We start from the raw sequence: 15,832 nt of genomic DNA, 5'->3' as shown, positions 1-15,832 counted from the left end.
CTCCCTTAAGTGGTGCTCAACACGTCCACTTTGGCACATCGATGCCGTCGGGCGGGGCGTCCACCCCATCATAAATCTTCGTCGATGTCCGGTTCGCCCCGACACCGACCGCCTTTGTACAACCGCAGCAAGTGTCGCGATGGGCCAGATGCGGACTCTTGATCTTTGGTCTTGCACCTATTGTCGGCCTCAAGTCGTGCATTGATCCTTCACCCTATCTGTGCCAAGCTGAATTATCATGATGATCCGCGCATCCGATATCGCTTCGGTCTTCTTCCTGAGCCGTTAACGGCGCCTGCTTCGAGCGGGCGGAAGACGAGAGCGTGCTGGGCAGCCGCCTAGCCGTCCCATCTTACATTACTGGACCAATAGGTCGCACCAACGTTGCATCGCGCAGCGATAGGTGACCAGCCTAGAGCGATATGAGGATGATCTTCATGCCTGCTGATGAGATGCGCGCGCTCAGCGACGATCAGATACAGCGATTCGTTCGCGACGGATTCGTCCGCATCGACCGAGCCTTTCCGCGCGAACTTGCCGATGAAGCCCGCGCCATCCTGTGGCGCGATACCGGCTGCGATCCTCACGATCCGGGGACATGGACAAAGCCGGTGATCCGGCTTTCCGGCTACAAGGACCCGCCGTTCCTGAAGGCCGAACGCACACCGGTGCTGCACGCCGCGTTCGACCAAATCGCCGGCAAGGGTCGCTGGCGCCTGGGGTCGCTGGGCTTCGGGGGCACGTTTGTGGTGCGCTTCCCGCATCCGGATGCGCCCGGCGACGACGGCTGGCACATTGATACAAGCTTTTCCCCCGATGGCGGCGATCCGAACGAGCGGCGCGCGAACGTGAGGTCGCGCGGCCGCACCCTGTTGATGCTGTTCCTGTTCTCCGACGTCGGCCCGCACGACGCCCCGACGTGCATACGGGTGGGATCGCACATCGACATGGCGCGCCACCTTGCGACGGCCGGCGAGGCGGGGATGTCACATGAAGATATGATGCTGGACCAGATGGGTGCCGACCGGCCCGAAGCGCTGGCGACCGGCGAGGCCGGCGATGTCTACCTGTGCCATCCCTTCCTCGTCCACGCCGGGCAACGGCATCAGGGGACGACACCGCGGTTCATGGCGCAGCCGCCGCTGCATCCGCATCCGCAGGACCCTGTCCGGCTCGACCGCGAGAACGGTGATTACTCGCCGGTCGAGATTGCGATCCGGCAGGTTCTTCAGGGAGAGGGGCTTAACGACCCAGGTCCGACCGGACCCGAAACGTCGGCCGGCGGCCAAATGAATCGCTGAGAGGCTGACTTTCCCACTGGTGCGAACTTCTTCAATTTCGCACCAGTACCGGAGCGAAGGGCGAGGTCCGCCTCGGGTGTGCGCCGTGACAAGGCGGCGCTTTCCGGTGGGTGCAAGCCCCACCCGGCAAACGCTCCAGCCGGAAGCAATCGGAGCAGTCATGGAGGTAACGAAGTGGCTGAAGCCTTCGATTAGCGTGTCACGAATTGGTGACAGCGCGAGTGTGCAGGCCGTAATGCGAGTGAACGCCGAGCAAGCCTCGAAAAGGACGATGCGCAGGCCGACCCGACGACCCTTTCGGGGAAGGCTGACACGGCTGGAGGAAGTGAGCGAAGCAGTACCTCCAGTCGCTGCGCCGGGGTAGTGGCGACAGCATGTACACAAGGAAAGCGTATGCAACACGGGAGGCCCCACGACGTGGTCAGGGATGACCAACCGGACGCCCGCGAGGGACAGGCCGGGCGCCGTGGGGATGCGGAGAGGTTCGCAGTACCGGTGAAGCCGGGTAACGCCGGGGGAGGGAAGGGGCCTCAGTTCAAGACGAACGCAAGACGTAGTGAGGGACCTGGGGATTGGGCAACCTATCAACTCCGAAGAGTGTTCAGAAACTGCAGACGGCGTTGCACGCGAAAGCGAAGGCAGAAGCCGGCTACCGCTTTTACGCTCTGTACGACAAGATTAGCCGGGAAGACATCTTGGCCCATGCCTATGCTCAATGCCGCTCCAACAAGGGCGCACCGGGTGTGGACGGCCAGGACTTCGCGGACATCGAAGTGTACGGGGTGCAGCGATGGCTTGGCGAACTGGCGCTTGCGCTCAGGCAGGAGACGTATCGACCGGACCCTATCAGACGAGTGTACATACCGAAGGCCAATGGCAAACTCAGGCCATTGGGCATCTCAACCTTGCGCGATCGAGTCTGCATGACAGCAGCAATGCTGGTGCTGGAACCGATCTTTGAGGCCGATCTTCCACCAGAGCAATATGCCTACCGCCCCGGGCGAAATGCCCAACAGGCGGTGGTCGAGGTGGAAGCGCAGCTGTTTCGAGGCCACCCGGAAGTCGTAGACGCCGACCTCGCGGACTACTTCGGAAGCATTCCGCATGCCGACCTTCTCAAGTCGGTGGCGCGCCGGATTGTTGATCGGCGCGTGCTGCATCTGATCAAGATGTGGCTGGAATGTCCCGTGGAAGAAACCGACGATCGAGGAAGGAAGAAACGGACGACGGAGGCCCGGGACAAGCGGCGCGGCATCCCGCAAGGCTCACCGATCTCACCACTGCTGGCGAACCTCTACATGCGCCGGTTTGTGCTGGGATGGAAGATGCTCGGGTTGGAGCGAAGCCTCGGCTCTCGCATCGTGACCTATGCCGATGACCTCGTAATCCTGTGCAGGCGGGGCAAAGCTGAAGAAGCCTTGCGACAACTGCGCGTGATCATGGGAAAGCTGAAGCTGACGGTCAACGAGGAGAAGACACGAATCTGTAAGGTGCCGGAAGGAGAGCTCGACTTCCTGGACTACTCGTTCGGGCGGATGTACTCAGCGAGAACCGGCCAGGCGCGCCTGGGGTACCGGCCATCGAAGAAAAGCATCAAGCGCATGGTGGAGACCATTCATGCGCTGACGGCTCGAACCGGGTTAGGGCAAGACACCACAGAGCTGGTGGCGAAGTTGAACCTCACGCTGCGCGGATGGGCGAACTACTTCAATGTGGGCACCGTCATCAAAGCGTATCGGGCGATCGACAACTACACCGCCGTGCGGTTGCGCCGGTGGTTACGCAGCAAGCACAAGGTCAGGCGACGCAGGGGGCGGGACCTATCCACTCTCGCACCTCTACGGGCACTTCGGGCTCGTACGTCTAACCGCGCTTGGGCGCGACCTTCCGTGGGTGAAGGCGTGAGGTCTTGTCCGAGAGCCGGATGCGGGAGATCTGCCTGTCCGGTTCGACGAGCGGGATGTGGAAACGGAGTCACGGCTGCACCACTAAGGCACCGCCAGACGAAAGAGGCGGAAACAGATATGTGCAGCCTAAAGCCACCGCGCCACATCTCGACTCTACCATCCTCGACGCTTCTGCCCGGGCCGGCAAGGCTGCCCATTTCTCCAGCACCTCGATAGCGGCCACGGGCGAGCGCGCAGCAAGGCGAACTTGGTCGGCTGCCCGATCGCTGCCTTCCTCAGCCGTTCATGTAGGCCTTGTAAGACAGGAAAGCCCCGATCACGAGAAACACGACGGCCTCTCCCACAATAAGCCCCGTGCTGAGGCTGAGGGTCGCAGCCATTCCAGCGAGCCAGATCGGAAACAGCATGCGAACCAGGCCGCCGATCAGCAGAAGCCAGCCGAAGATCGTGACAAGAACCGCCCAGTCTGCGGCCCAGTGATTGTGCACGCGCACGACAGCGAGCCCGGCCACGAAGGAAACGACCCCTGAGACCAGCACGACCGCCGGATCGCGCGAGACTGCCTCGACCAGTGCCGACATCGAGCCCAGATTGATGAGCAACGCGGCCGCAAGCGCGATCAGAGACGGGCCGATTAGACCAGCGATCGCTTTTGAGTTTGCCATGGGTAGTCTCCCGGCGCGGCGCCGTTGTGCACCGGTCCTGACAAAAAAACACACAGCGCGAAGCAATCCGCTCCGCCCCAGCATGATAGCCCAAAAAGCTCGGCGCCGAGGAGGCGACATACCAGTGTGGGCGGCAGCCTGTGCAGGATTTCGATCCGACCAATGTCGTCCGTATCTCCACCGCGCCCGCAACCGGGTCGAGCGGTTCTTCAACAGGATCAAACAATGTCGGCGTGTGGCGACACGCTATGACAGGCTCGCCGTAAATTACCTCGCGTTCGTACAGCTTGCTTCAATCCGGCTGTAGCTGTGTCTTAATGACTCCGCGTCCTAGCGCTTCCACGGCATTGCTCAGGGCCTGCCGAGGGACGGCTAGAGCCGGCGCTCGCCCGTATCTCACAATATGCGCGATACGCGGCCGGGCTTTGGGCCCGAGATTCAGATTGCCTGCGATTGGCGTTCCGCCTAATAGTCTTGTACAGTTGACCAAGAACAGAGATCCGCCGGCCGCTCTTCGCGCCGGCAAGGGCCGGCCGATGCGCGGAGAGCGCGTATCGCGCCAACGGAGGATGGATCGAAAGCATGTCCGCAAACGGCTTTGGACTCGCCGGTATCATCGGAATGCCGGTCGCGCATTCGCGCTCGCCGGTGATTCACAATTATTGGCTGAATGCCCACGGCATCCGCGGCGTCTATGTGCCGCTCGCGGTTCAGCCCGAGCGGCTGAAGGACGCGCTGCCGGGTCTCGTCGCGCTCGGCTTCCGCGGCTGCAACGTCACCATGCCTCACAAGCAGACGGCGATGGCGCTGCTCGCCCGCGTCAACGACACCGCGCGCCGCATCGGTGCCGTCAACACCATCGTCGTCGAAGAGGACGGCACGCTCTCAGGCTTCAACAATGATGGCAACGGTTTTGTGCAGAGCCTGCGCGATGCGCGTGAGGACTGGCGTGCCGACGAGGGACCGATTCTGCTGCTCGGCGCCGGTGGAGCCTCACGTGCGGTGGTCGTGGCGCTGCTCGAAAACGGCGCGCGCGAGATCCTGATCGCCAACCGCACGGCGGACAAGGCGGAAGCCTTGGCGAAAGAGTTCGGCGCAAATGTCCGCACCGTCGCCTGGGCGGACCGCAGCGCTGCGGTCGCCGACAAGGCGCTGGTCGTCAACTGCACCGATCGCGGCATGGTCGGCAAGGATGCACTCGAGATCGACCTGTCGCGGCTGAAGCCGTCGACCCTGGTTGCCGATCTCATCTACACGCCGCTCGAGACGCGGTTCCTGGCTGAGGCCCGCACGCGCGGCTGCAAGACCGTGAACGGGCTCGGCCTGCTGCTCAACCAGGCACGGATCGCCTTCAAGGCCTGGTTCGGCGTCATGCCCGACGTGACGCCCGATCTCATCAAGGCCATCGAAGCGACCTTCTAGAAGTTTTTCCGCCATGACCATCCCGGCGTGTCCCAAGATCGATTGCCACATCCACGCCATTGATCCCGCGCGGTTTCCGTACGTGTCCACAACGCCCTATCGGCCGAGCGGGCAGGAGATCGCGCCGGCCGCGCAGCTTCTCAGCGTGTTCGACGTCTTCGACGTCAGGCACGCGCTCGTCGTCGCCACCAACACCGGCTATGGCAGCGACAGCCGCATCCTGCTCGACACGCTCGCGCAAGGGAAAGGCCGCTTCAGGGGCGTCGCGGTCGTCGAGAACGACGTCGATGTGAGGGAGCTCGAGCGCCTGAGGGCGGCCGGCGTGATCGGCGTTGCCTTCAACGTCCCGTTCCACGGCGCCGAATACTATCGCAACACCGCGCCGCTGCTGACGAAGCTGACCGATCTTGGCCTGTTCCTCCAGATCCAGGTCGAGCAGGATCAACTGCTCGCTTTGCTGCCGCTGATCGAAAAATCGAACGTCAAGCTGGTGATTGATCATTGCGGGCGGCCGCCGGTCGAGCAGGGCCTGAACGGCAAGGCCTTCCAGGCGTTGCTGGCGATCGGCCGCACGCGCGATGCGCACATCAAGCTGTCGGGCTACTACAAATTCTCGCAGCGGCCGCATCCTTACGAAGACGCCTGGCCGTTCATCGCAGCGCTGGTCGACGCCTTCACGCTCGATCGCTGCGTCTGGGGCTCGGACTATCCGTTCCTGCGTGCCCAGGAGCGGCTGGATTACGGGCCGCTGCTCGCGGTGCTGAGCCGGCTGTTTCCCGATCCGGCCGATCAGCACAGCCTGTTGTGGCGAACGCCGACAAGGCTGCTCGGCTTCGACCCAGATCAATCAGCATAACGAGAAATAGAGGGAGGACGTCATGAAGGCCTTGGGAAAATGGGGTGGCATCGTCGCTGCTGCGTCGCTGTGGGCGGGCCTCGCGCAGGCGCAGACGACGGTCTACATCCCAGATGTCGTCGAGCTGTCCGGCCCCGGCGCGGTCTCCGGCACCAACTGGCGCGACGGCGTTGCGCTTGCGATCGACGAGATCAACGCCTCCGGCGGCATTCTGGGCCGCAAGATCGAAACCGAGCATCTCGACACCCAGAGCAATCCCGGCGTCTCTCGCGCCCAGGTGCAGAAGGTTTTGGACAAGGACCCGTATGTGGTGCTCGGCCCGATCTACTCCGGCTCGGTCAAGGTCAACATGGCGCTGACCCAGGCGGCCGAGATTCCGCAGATCGTCGGCGCCGAAGCCGCCGACATCACCACGCAGGGCAATCCGTTCGTCTTCCGCACCGCCTTCGGCCAGCAGTTCTCCATGCCGAAGATCGCCAACTATCTGCACGACAAGCTCAAGGTGAAGACGGTCGCGCTGGTCTGGGTCAACAATGATTTCGGCAAGGGCGGCCACGACAATTTTCTGAAGGAGATGAAGGCGCGCAACATCGACATCGCGGCCGATATCTCGACCGAGCAGGGCCAAGTCGATTTCGGCTCCGACGTCATCAAGCTGAAGAGCGCCAAGGCCGATGCCGTGTTCGTCTACACCAACGAGGAGGAGAGCGCGCGCTTTCTGATCGAGGCAAGGCGGCAGGGCCTGTCGACGCCGCTGTTCGGCGAGACCACGCTGCTCAGCCAGAAGGTCGTCGAGCTCGCCGGCCCCGCCGCCAACGGCGTGCGCGGCCATGTCGGCCTTTCCGCCGATGCGCCGGTGCCTGCGATCCAGGACTTCGCCAGGAAATTCAGCGCGCGCTACAAATACTGGCCCGACCACAACGGCATCAAGGGCTATACGGCGGTCTATCTCGTCAAGTACGTTACCGAAAAGATTGGCAAATTCGACAGCAAGGCTTTCGGTGCGGCCATGAAAGGCCTGACGCTGACGCCGGACAAGGCGCCTGGCATGCTGATGGAAGCGAGCTGGGACCAGAATGGCGACATCGACCGCGCGAGCTTCCTCGCCGAGATCGTCGACGGCAAGCAGAAGATCGTTGAGACGCTGCCGAAGTTGAAGGGCGGGAGGGAGTGAAGGGGCTGACGCGTTTTGCGTCCTTGCCGTTACTCCCCTGAGTGCGCGGTCTTGGTCACCCGAACTGCGCGGCTCACCAGATGATCCAGCGAAATCGGCCCAGGTCCGTACGCCATGATTGCGAGGGCCATCGCAGCCCAGGTGATGTGCACCGGCCATCCGTCCGGCACCGTGAGCTCGACGATCACGGTCATGAACAGGAGGCCGAGCGCTGCGAACCGGGTGCCGAGGCCGAGCACGAGCAGGATCGGAAGCAGGATCTCGCCAGATCCAGACAGGAAGGCCATCACCGTCGGCGCCGGGAAATGATAGGGCCCGCCCGGCAGGTGCAGCATGAACTCATCGCTGAACAGCGTCACGGCCGTGTCGTTGAGCCTCAGAAAGCCGCCCCATTTGAGGATGCCCGAGCGCCAGAACGGCACCGCCAGCGCGACGCGCAAGACGAGCTGGACGAGAGAGGGCGATGCGATCGCCTGCACCAGATGATCGGCCTTGCAGGCGAGATGTCCGAGAGAAGGCAGAGTGTTCCCCGCTGCAATATCTTGGTTCGTGATCATCGTCCGTCTCCGAAAGTCGCTGGCGCGATAGAGGTGAATGCACCGGCCTCGATCAGACCGGCGATATTCGCGGCAATATCGAATGTGGGCGCCTGCTTGAGCGCCATAGCTGCGGCTTCGCCGAGCGGACATCCCGCCATCAGGCACGAGATGAAGATCGCGCCACCCGGCGGGAGCTGCCGCACCACGACCTCGACATCCGGTCGCGTGATCAATGCGTCCTCGGGCGTTGACGCATCGATGCGGCCGACGGGCTCCGCACTGCGGTTGGCGGCAAAGATCGTGACGGCTGAATAGGGCGAGCGCACCAGCCGCGTTGCCGGATGCGCGGCAAAGACGAGGCTGGCAAGCCGTTCCGGCGCGATCCTCGCCAGAGCGTGCGGCGCAAGCGGCACCGCATCGGCGGCATGATAGGCATCGAGCCAGGCGCGTTCGACGCGCGCGACATCGGCGAGCCAGGGCAAAGACTGCGCGTATTCGTAGCGTTTGATGAACGCCGGAAAGTCGCGGCCATATTCGAACAGCAGCGGCGATCGTGGCGGGCTGCTGCGGATGTAGAAGCGCGCCATGGCACGGAAGAAGTCGTTGCCCGTGATACGCAGCACGGCCGCATAGATCGCCGCGAGCGCCTCGATCAGGCTGACCGTGACGTTGTTGCGGTAGACGCCGAGGCGTTTCTCGGTCGCCTTGCCGTTCGGTCCGATGACGACGGTCGGCACAGCGCGCGTCGGATCGAGCAGCGCAGGAGCGATGGCGGCTGCGTAAGATGTGGAGGGCTCAGGCGGCATGACGATCATCCGAAACTGCGGCGGCGTGGGCACGATCCAGGATCGCCTGCGCCCGCGCGGCTTCGGCTTTGAGGACCGGCCAGTCGGGAATGCTGCTGTCCCACTCGATCAGTGTCGGAACCGGACCGCGGCGCTGGATGACGATTTCGAACAGCTTCCACACGGCATCCGCGACCGGGCCGTCATGGCTGTCGATCAGCAGCGGATCACCCTCGTCGTCACTCTGCTCCACGTGCCCGGCAAGGTGGATCTCGCCGACCCGCGACAATGGGAAGTCGGCCAGATATTCGAGCGCCGCGAAGCCGTGATTGGTGGCGGTGACGAACACGTTATTGATGTCGAGCAGCAGGCCGCACCCTGTGCGGTCCGCCACGCTGCGAATGAAATCCGTCTCGCTCATCGTTGAGGTGGCAAAGGCGACATAGGTCGACGGATTTTCCAGGAGGATGGGCCGCCGGATCGTCTCCTGCACCTCGTCGATGTGATCGCAGACGTGCTGAAGCGTCGCCGCGGTGTAGGGCAGGGGCAAAAGATCGTTGAAAAAGCCGGTCTCATGCGTCGACCAGGCGAGATGCTCCGACACCAGCGCCGGCTGGTAGCGCGCGACGAGGCCGCGAAAGCGCGCAAGGTGTGTCCGGTCGAGCGCTCGCGGGCCACCGATCGACATGCACACGCCATGCAGCGACAACGGATGATCGCGGCGCATGGCCTCGAGCGCGCGATGAGGAGCGCCGCCGGCGCCCATGTAGTTCTCGGCATGGACTTCGAAGAAGCCGCGCTGCGGCCCTTCGGCAAGGATCGCGGCGAGATGCTCGTGCTTGAAGCTGGTGCCGGCGAGCCCGCCGATCGGCGGCGAAAAGCGGAGAGGCATGGTCGCAGGCGCATCTAGCCTGATCGCAATGGTCATGATGCTCCTCCGCTCTCTGTTGTCATGATGAGCTGGCTGCCTCAGATCGGCTTGAGCGAGCCGTGCTTGCCGTTCGGCAGCTCGATATTGGCGCAGGTGCCGCCCTGGACGAATTTCCAGGCATTGCCTTGGAAGTCGGCCGTCGACGTGCCCTGACAGGTCGTGCCCGGTCCCGCGGCGCAATCGTTCTGGCCTTTCAGTGCAACGCCAAAACACTTCTCCTTCTTGGCGGCGACGGCAGCATCGGCCTCCGCCTTGGTGAGTGGTGCGGCCGCGGCGAGCGTCGCGAGCGCGGTCGAGACCGCGCCGGCGAGCATGAGCGAGCTGACTAGGGTCTTGGCAGACATGAAATTCTCCTCTCGAGGGTTGCTCCGCTTGGCAAGCGAAGGTGCATGACTTCATTCGTCGCGGCGGCCTCCGTTGTTACGGGCAACGCCGCTCACGAGTCCGTGAAACCGTTTCGATATCGCGCACGACGTCGTACGCTTGGGACGCGATTAGCGAGGAAGCGGCGGGGCAAATCCAATGCCTTGTTCCTATCGCCACATTAGCCGGCGGGCATTGGCCGGGTGCCGAGACATTTGCGAGACGTAACGGACGGCGCAGGCCCTGCGTATGTCGATATCAGCCGGCGCAATGCGCCGCGCATGGCTCGAGGGCAGAACCAAGGATGATCGCGAATCCTGGACGATATCGTCGACCGACGTCCCTGTCGGCCCTCAACCGGCTCACCGTCAGCATTCGTCTCGCGGTGTCGGCGCTGGTGCTGACCGCAATCCTTCTCACCGCCGCGCTCTCGAGCCTGTTGTGGTGGCGCACGGCGGAAGCGACCAGCCGGCAGCTCGCCAGCACCATCAACGAACAGATCGTGGCCGCCGTTCGCAAGGAAGTGTCGGCGATCGTGGATGAGGCGCGCGCCGCCCATACCGCCATTCGCACGCTGTTCCTGCAAAACGTGCTCGACACCCGCGAGGCGGACAAGCGCGAATTCGTGTTCCTGTCCCAATTGCAGTCGCAGGCGACGATCTCCTGGGCGGCGTTCGGCTGGCCCGACGGCTCGTTCTTCGCCGCCCACAAGCTCGGCGACCGCCATCTGGAGATGATGGAGATTTCGCTGACCGATCATCCCGGCCAGCGGCGGGTCGACGAGTATGAGGTGGTGCCGGGCGACATCGAGTTCACGCATCGCCGCTTCGAGCCGACCGATTTTCGCGTCGCCGAGCGCGACTGGTTCAAGACCGGCATGGCCGCGGAGCAGCCGCAATGGTTCAAGGTGACCGACTACCCGATCGGCGAGCGGCCGTCGATCGCCTTTGCCGGGCCGATCGACGTCTACCAGGAACGCCAGGGCGTTCTTGCCATCGTCATCGAATACACCCGGCTTGCGAGGTTCCTGGCGCAGCTCGAGGTCGGCCGCACAGGCACTGCCTTCATCTTCGACGGCAGCGGCGAACTGGTCGCCGCGCCCGACAAGGACGCCGACGAACTGCATCCCGTGCATGGCGAGCAGCCGCTGCTGCCGTTGGCGCGGACGGCGCTGGCGAAAGCCAGCGAGGAAGGCGGGAAGGATGCATGGCGAAGCCGACTCGCCGCCGGCGGCGCGGCCTATGAAGTCGCGCTCACGCCGCTGCCGTTTCCAGGCTGGCGACTTGCGACCGTGATTCCCGAGGCGGAGTTTCTGGGTCCCGTCGAGACGACGTTGCGACGCCTCATCGTCGGTCTCGCGGTGGGAGCGGTGCTGGCGGCGCTCGCGTCGGCCGTGCTGGCGCGGTCGGTGATCGCAGCGCCCCTATCCCGCGTCGTGGGCGAGCTCCGCCACGTCGAAAGCTTTGCGTTGGAGCAGGTTCGGCGGCATCCCTCGCGGCTGAAGGAGATTGCGAGCCTGTCGGGCGCAATCGCCGAGATGGCCGCGGGCCTGTCCGCCTTCCGCAAGTTCATTCCGGCCGATCTCGTCCGCTCGCTCCTGCGCCAGGGTGTCGAAGCAAAACCCGGCGGCTCCATTCAGGAGCTGACCGTGATGTTCATCGACGTTGCCGGCTTCACACGACTCTCTGAACGCATGGGCGACCGCGTCGTGCCGCTGCTGTCAAGCTATCTCGATCTTGCCTCCGAGATCATCGTCGCTCACGGCGGGACCATCGACAAGTTTATCGGCGATGCCGTGATGGCGTTCTGGGGCGCGCCCCAGCCGCAGGTGGATCACGCGCTGCTGTGCTGCCGGGCCGCGCTCGCCTGCCGCCGCGCGATCGAGTCCTCCGGTCTCATCGACGATCTCGGCCATCCCCTCCAGATCCGCATCGGAATCAATTCCGGCCTCATGCTGGTCGGCAATATCGGCTCCGAACTGCGCCTCAACTACACCGTCATCGGCGACGCCGTGAACGTCGCAAGCCGCCTGGAGAGTGCCAACAAGCATTACCTGACGCAGATCCTGATCGGCGAGACGACGGCGCGCCTCGCGCGAGGAGACGTCGTGACCCGCGAGATCGACAGCATCGCCGTCTATGGGCGCGAGGAAGGGCTCGCGGTGCATGAACTGGTAGGGCTGACGGGAGAGGCCGACGCGGAGCGTCAGGCGGCGAGCTGGATTGCGCGCTACGAGCAGGGGCTCTCCAAATACCGCGCGCGCGATTTCGCCGGCGCTGCCGCCGATTTCGAAGCGGTGCTCGGGGAACGGCTGCGCGATCGTCCCGCGGAACTGATGCTGGAGCGTTGCCAGCAGTTGCTGCGGTCGGGTCCGGATCAGGCGTGGCGCCCAGTCGCCACGCTGAACTCGAAATAGCCCTCGGTGTCCCCGGGATACAGCGGGGCTTTACCTTGATTTGGAATGTGAGTTCCCCGCCGTAGGCGGCCCCGCTAAGTTGACCCGCGATGCCCCCTGACAACCCGGCCTGAGCGCGTTCATGCATTCTGTTGCACTGCTGACAGCCAGCTACGCCAAGGATATCGAGCGCTTCTCGCTGCTCGCCGAGAGCATCGACACGTGGTTAACGGGATACACCAGGCACTACGTCGTCGTTAACGACGAGGACGTTCCGCTATTCGCGCAGTTCGCCTCCGACAAGCGCGTCATCGTGCCGGTGTCGCGTTATCTGCCGCGATGGTTGTTTGCCGCGCCGTCGTTCCTCCAGCGGGGCAACCGGAAGGTCTGGCTCTCGCTGTTGTCCTCTCCGGTGCATGGCTGGCACATCCAGCAGATCGTCAAGATCGCGGGCGTGCTTGGCGCGTCCGAGCAGCGCGTCTGCATCCTGGATTCCGACAATCTGTTCTTCCGCGAGTTCGACGTCGGCCGATATGCGGGCTCCGCGAAGGCACCGCTGTTCGTTACGCGCGGTGCGATCGGCGCCGAGACGCCGTTGCACTGCCTTTGGCTCCGCACCGTCGATCAACTGCTCGGCATGCCCGATACGCCCTTCCCGGCGGACGACTATGTCGGCAATGCGCTGGTCTGGGATAAGGATTCCGTGCAGGCGATGACCGACGCGATCAAGTCGGCGACGGGAACGAACTGGATTCTGGCGCTGTGCCGCCGCAAGAAATTCTCCGAATACCTGCTCTACGGCCATTTCGTCGCCAGTTCGCCAAAGCATCTGGCGGCGCATGAGATCACCGAAGACAGCATCGCGGTGTCGCATTGGGATGACAGCCGGCTCGATCGCGCGGCGATCGAAGCGATGATGGGCGCCGCTTCGCCCCGGCAGGTCGCGCTGTGCATCCAGTCCTACTCGTCGACCTCGATCGAGGACATCCGCGACGTCTTCCGCCTGCGCTCACGCGCGCCGAGCCTTGCGCCCGGCGATCACGTCGGTGATGGCGCAGGGATCGAAGCGCCGAAAATGGCGCGATAGCCGGTCGCCGCTCAGGCGGGCTTCAGGAATTTGCCCATCACGTCCATCAGCGGCTTCGGCTGAAAGTTGCCGTCGAGCGGCAGCGGCCGGTTCGGCTGCTTGTCGGGTCGCTTGAACGTCCCGTTGATCCAGCTGTAGCGATCCGAGATGCCCCAGCTCAGGATCGAATTGAGCGGGCCGCTCGCGGTGATCGCCGTCAAGAGGTCGTCCACGCGCTTCGCCACGATGGCGTCGCGCTGCGCCGGATCGCCGGGTAGTTTTTGGTCGTCGACGTCGAGCTCGGTGACGAGGATCTCGAGCCCCCACGAGCGCATCTCGGCGACGAAGGCGGCAAGCCCGTCCTTGTCGATCTCGAGCTCGGCATGCAGATGCGACTGCAATCCGACCGCATGCAGCGGAACGCCCTGATCGAGCAGGTCCTGGATCAGGTTGCGGTAGGCCGCGCGCTTGGCGATGAAACTGTCCTTGGCGGACTCGATGTCGTACTCGTTGATCGCGAGCTTCACGAACGGATCGGCGGCCGAGGCGGTGCGGAAGGCGAGGGGAATCCAACGCTCGCCCAGCATGCCCGACCAGTAGCAGTCGCGCCGATCGGTGATCTTGCGCGGATTGTCGGGGATCGGCTCGTTGACGACGTCCCACGAGGTCAACTTGTCCTTGTAGTAGGCGACGACGGTCGAGATGTGATCGACGAAGGCCCGCTCGGCCGCCTTCGTCTCCTTGATCTGCTTCGTCCAGTCCGGGATGTCGTGGTACCAGGCGAGCGCGTGGCCGCGCATGGTCAGGTCATTTTGCCGCGCGAAATCCAGGATCGCATCGGCGCGCTCGAACGCGAAGGTGTGCGGATCCGGCCGCAGCATCGGCCATTTCAGTTCGAGGACCGGAACGACCTGCGTGCAATACGTGCTGATGGCCTCGCCGAGCCGCGGGTCGGCCTGCAAATCCCACAACGTGGCCGCGGCGCCATAGCCGGGGCGGCGGCTGAGCTGCCTTGAGGTCTGGGCGCCGGCCGTGGAGCGAGCCGCGATCGCCGCTGTCGCGCCCAGAAGAAATTCGCGTCTGTCGAGGCTCGCCATGCCGCGTAGTCCTAACGCGCCGATAGACGCTGCATCACGGCTTGTGCGATCTCGTAGTAGTGCAGCGCCCCTTTCTCGAGCGTGAGATTGTCGAGGACGTAATCGCGGGGCTTGAAGTCGCCGGCTTCGCTGTGTGCCCAGAACTCCGCCCAGCGCGACTTGAAACCTTCCGCGTTGGCGAACTTCATGCCGCAGCGCTCGTCCCAATAGGGCACCGAGGTGACGCCGCCTTCAAAGCGGACCTTGTGCGGAAAATAGCCGGGGTCCTGCCACGCGCCGCCGCGCTCCCAGGCGAGGACGGGAACGTTGCTCGCGAGTGCCTGCTGGCAGGCGATGCCCTGGCTCTCGTGCTCGCAGAGGAAGATCATGGTCCGGCAGCGCGCGAGCGCGGCCTTGTAGTCGTCCTCCTTGTAGCTGCCGTAGCGAACCTCCTCGAAGGAAAGACCGCTCGCCTTCAGATGCGCGCGGATCGGCTCGATCAGTTCGGTCTCGTAGCGGTCGTGCTCCCAGCGGACCTTGTCGTAGAGCAGCACGTCGACGCTCTTTTGTTCAGCAGGCAGCGACGTCCAGACATCGGTGTCGATGCCGACCGGCCAGGCCTCGACATTCGGCCAGCCCGGCCGGCACATCTCGACATACCACTGGCAGGGCACCACGATGTGCTTGATCGGCGCGCGCTTCAACAGGTCCGGATCGTCGATCGGGTGATTGTACATGGCAACGCCGAGCAGGATCGGATTCTTCCACGCGATGCGATCGAGCACGAAAGGCCGCCCGATGATGCAGGCGAGTTCCTCGGGGTGCTTGCGAATGTGGCGATAGTCGTTGACGCGATAGCGGATGCCGAGCCTGTCGAGCCCTGCGCACAGATTGAGGAACACGCGTTCCTGCCCGCTGATCCACGGCTTGCCGAACAAGAGGCGCCTGAGTAGCGGCCGCAGATGCCGGTCGCCGCGAAACCAGCGATCGTCCCTCTCCTCGAAGAAGAGGTTGAGCACCATCCGCTCGCCGCGCGCGATTTCCGGCTGTATCGGGGGCAACGCTGCACTCTTGCTCTGGCCGGCTCCCCTGCGGCCAGCCTCGGAGAGGCACACATCGGCCCGAGCACGTTCAACAACTTCCATGTCAGTCGGATCCACACCTGGCGACGATCGGCGACGCTCGAAACCACTGTTTCTATTGGGTGATCGAGCCTACGAGTTCAAGGCAACCGCAAATTTAACGCTAACGTACGAAATAGAGCCTAACGGGGAATTCGCCGGTCCGATTAGCCCGTTTATGTGAGTATTCTCGGACATGCTGCGGCGCAGTCGTCAACATAGCCCAACCAA

At 63.8% G+C, this 15,832-nt stretch carries 14 protein-coding genes and 1 pseudogene; 8 read left to right on the top strand and 7 right to left on the bottom strand.

The window, feature by feature from the left end; all coding sequences use genetic code 11:
* The first annotated feature begins 428 nt into the window (after positions 1 to 428).
* Together Q2941_RS34650 and ltrA are read left to right on the top strand one after the other, a co-directional pair.
* Positions 429 to 1,301 (top strand): phytanoyl-CoA dioxygenase family protein, encoded by an 873-nt coding sequence (locus tag Q2941_RS34650; protein WP_458195238.1) that lies wholly within the window; start codon positions 429 to 431, stop codon positions 1,299 to 1,301.
* 572 nt (positions 1,302 to 1,873) lie between these two features.
* The gene (gene ltrA / locus Q2941_RS34645; protein ID WP_458195237.1) at positions 1,874 to 3,424 is read left to right on the top strand and encodes a group II intron reverse transcriptase/maturase; all 1,551 of its coding nucleotides are present in this window, start codon (positions 1,874 to 1,876) and stop codon (positions 3,422 to 3,424) included.
* Positions 3,425 to 3,483: 59 nt separating this feature from the next.
* Here the strand turns inward: ltrA and Q2941_RS34640 are convergent, their stop codons facing one another.
* Positions 3,484 to 3,873 carry a hypothetical protein gene (locus tag Q2941_RS34640; protein ID WP_027526227.1) on the bottom strand — a complete coding sequence of 130 codons (390 nt, stop codon included), beginning with the start codon at positions 3,871 to 3,873 and terminating at the stop codon, positions 3,484 to 3,486.
* Positions 3,874 to 4,042: 169 nt separating this feature from the next.
* On the opposite strand from Q2941_RS34640, the pseudogene Q2941_RS34635 reads away from it, so the two are divergent.
* The 4 genes and pseudogenes from Q2941_RS34635 to Q2941_RS34620 all read left to right on the top strand — a co-directional run.
* A pseudogene (locus Q2941_RS34635) lies at positions 4,043 to 4,180 on the top strand (IS5/IS1182 family transposase); the annotation flags it as partial.
* 275 nt (positions 4,181 to 4,455) lie between these two features.
* Complete coding sequence (locus tag Q2941_RS34630) at positions 4,456 to 5,295, top strand: shikimate dehydrogenase (protein ID WP_254108227.1); 840 nt, start codon at positions 4,456 to 4,458, stop codon at positions 5,293 to 5,295.
* A 13-nt stretch (positions 5,296 to 5,308) separates the two neighbouring features.
* A complete protein-coding gene (locus Q2941_RS34625; protein WP_458195236.1) occupies positions 5,309 to 6,151 on the top strand; it encodes an amidohydrolase family protein in 843 nt (280 codons plus the stop codon).
* Between the two features lie 22 nt (positions 6,152 to 6,173).
* A complete protein-coding gene (locus tag Q2941_RS34620) occupies positions 6,174 to 7,325 on the top strand; it encodes an ABC transporter substrate-binding protein (protein ID WP_254108225.1) in 1,152 nt (383 codons plus the stop codon).
* Between the two features lie 29 nt (positions 7,326 to 7,354).
* Here the strand turns inward: Q2941_RS34620 and Q2941_RS34615 are convergent, their stop codons facing one another.
* Genes Q2941_RS34615 through Q2941_RS34600 form a run of 4 tightly spaced genes read right to left on the bottom strand, consistent with a single transcriptional unit; the run spans position 7,355 to position 9,924 of the window.
* A complete protein-coding gene (locus tag Q2941_RS34615) occupies positions 7,355 to 7,882 on the bottom strand; it encodes a DoxX family protein (protein ID WP_458195235.1) in 528 nt (175 codons plus the stop codon).
* Positions 7,879 to 8,670 (bottom strand): HvfC/BufC N-terminal domain-containing protein, encoded by a 792-nt coding sequence (locus tag Q2941_RS34610; RefSeq protein WP_458195234.1) that lies wholly within the window; start codon positions 8,668 to 8,670, stop codon positions 7,879 to 7,881. Before Q2941_RS34610 ends, Q2941_RS34615 begins: the two co-directional genes overlap by 4 nt.
* Positions 8,660 to 9,577, bottom strand: a complete 918-nt coding sequence (bufB, locus tag Q2941_RS34605; RefSeq protein WP_458195233.1) for an MNIO family bufferin maturase — start codon at positions 9,575 to 9,577, stop codon at positions 8,660 to 8,662. The genes Q2941_RS34610 and bufB overlap by 11 nt, the downstream gene beginning before the upstream one ends.
* 41 nt (positions 9,578 to 9,618) lie before the next feature.
* Positions 9,619 to 9,924 carry a BufA1 family periplasmic bufferin-type metallophore gene (locus Q2941_RS34600; RefSeq protein ID WP_027526234.1) on the bottom strand — a complete coding sequence of 102 codons (306 nt, stop codon included), beginning with the start codon at positions 9,922 to 9,924 and terminating at the stop codon, positions 9,619 to 9,621.
* A 323-nt stretch (positions 9,925 to 10,247) separates the two neighbouring features.
* Between Q2941_RS34600 and Q2941_RS34595 the strand changes: the two genes are divergently transcribed.
* Together Q2941_RS34595 and Q2941_RS34590 are read left to right on the top strand one after the other, a co-directional pair.
* Positions 10,248 to 12,359 carry an adenylate/guanylate cyclase domain-containing protein gene (locus Q2941_RS34595; RefSeq protein WP_027526235.1) on the top strand — a complete coding sequence of 704 codons (2,112 nt, stop codon included), beginning with the start codon at positions 10,248 to 10,250 and terminating at the stop codon, positions 12,357 to 12,359.
* 121 nt (positions 12,360 to 12,480) lie between these two features.
* Positions 12,481 to 13,425, top strand: a complete 945-nt coding sequence (locus tag Q2941_RS34590) for a DUF6492 family protein (RefSeq protein ID WP_458195232.1) — start codon at positions 12,481 to 12,483, stop codon at positions 13,423 to 13,425.
* An 11-nt stretch (positions 13,426 to 13,436) separates the two neighbouring features.
* Here the strand turns inward: Q2941_RS34590 and Q2941_RS34585 are convergent, their stop codons facing one another.
* Both Q2941_RS34585 and Q2941_RS34580 read right to left on the bottom strand, forming a co-directional pair.
* A complete protein-coding gene (locus Q2941_RS34585; protein WP_458195231.1) occupies positions 13,437 to 14,501 on the bottom strand; it encodes an endo-1,4-beta-xylanase in 1,065 nt (354 codons plus the stop codon).
* Positions 14,502 to 14,512: 11 nt separating this feature from the next.
* Positions 14,513 to 15,502: a glycosyltransferase gene (locus tag Q2941_RS34580; protein WP_051390018.1), complete on the bottom strand. Its 990-nt coding sequence runs from the start codon at positions 15,500 to 15,502 to the stop codon at positions 14,513 to 14,515.
* Positions 15,503 to 15,832: the final 330 nt, after the last annotated feature.

The organism is Bradyrhizobium sp. UFLA05-153, assembly GCF_054185185.1.
The sequence above is the reverse complement of the archived record's forward strand: the minus strand, read 5'-3'. Positions and strand labels throughout refer to the sequence as shown.

Bases quoted from the DNA above. Each gene is read 5' to 3' on its own strand.
- Q2941_RS34615 (WP_458195235.1), bottom strand. From the start codon at position 7,882: ATGATCACGAACCAAGATATTGCAGCGGGGAACACTCTGCCTTCTCTC.
- Q2941_RS34630 (WP_254108227.1), top strand. From the start codon at position 4,456: ATGTCCGCAAACGGCTTTGGACTCGCCGGTATCATCGGAATGCCGGTC.
- Q2941_RS34590 (WP_458195232.1), top strand. From the start codon at position 12,481: ATGCATTCTGTTGCACTGCTGACAGCCAGCTACGCCAAGGATATCGAG.
- Q2941_RS34585 (WP_458195231.1), bottom strand. From the start codon at position 14,501: ATGGCGAGCCTCGACAGACGCGAATTTCTTCTGGGCGCGACAGCGGCG.
- Q2941_RS34600 (WP_027526234.1), bottom strand. From the start codon at position 9,924: ATGTCTGCCAAGACCCTAGTCAGCTCGCTCATGCTCGCCGGCGCGGTC.
- Q2941_RS34620 (WP_254108225.1), top strand. From the start codon at position 6,174: ATGAAGGCCTTGGGAAAATGGGGTGGCATCGTCGCTGCTGCGTCGCTG.
- bufB (WP_458195233.1), bottom strand. From the start codon at position 9,577: ATGACCATTGCGATCAGGCTAGATGCGCCTGCGACCATGCCTCTCCGC.
- Q2941_RS34625 (WP_458195236.1), top strand. From the start codon at position 5,309: ATGACCATCCCGGCGTGTCCCAAGATCGATTGCCACATCCACGCCATT.
- Q2941_RS34610 (WP_458195234.1), bottom strand. From the start codon at position 8,670: ATGCCGCCTGAGCCCTCCACATCTTACGCAGCCGCCATCGCTCCTGCG.
- Q2941_RS34595 (WP_027526235.1), top strand. From the start codon at position 10,248: ATGATCGCGAATCCTGGACGATATCGTCGACCGACGTCCCTGTCGGCC.
- Q2941_RS34640 (WP_027526227.1), bottom strand. From the start codon at position 3,873: ATGGCAAACTCAAAAGCGATCGCTGGTCTAATCGGCCCGTCTCTGATC.
- Q2941_RS34650 (WP_458195238.1), top strand. From the start codon at position 429: ATGATCTTCATGCCTGCTGATGAGATGCGCGCGCTCAGCGACGATCAG.
- Q2941_RS34580 (WP_051390018.1), bottom strand. From the start codon at position 15,502: ATGGTGCTCAACCTCTTCTTCGAGGAGAGGGACGATCGCTGGTTTCGC.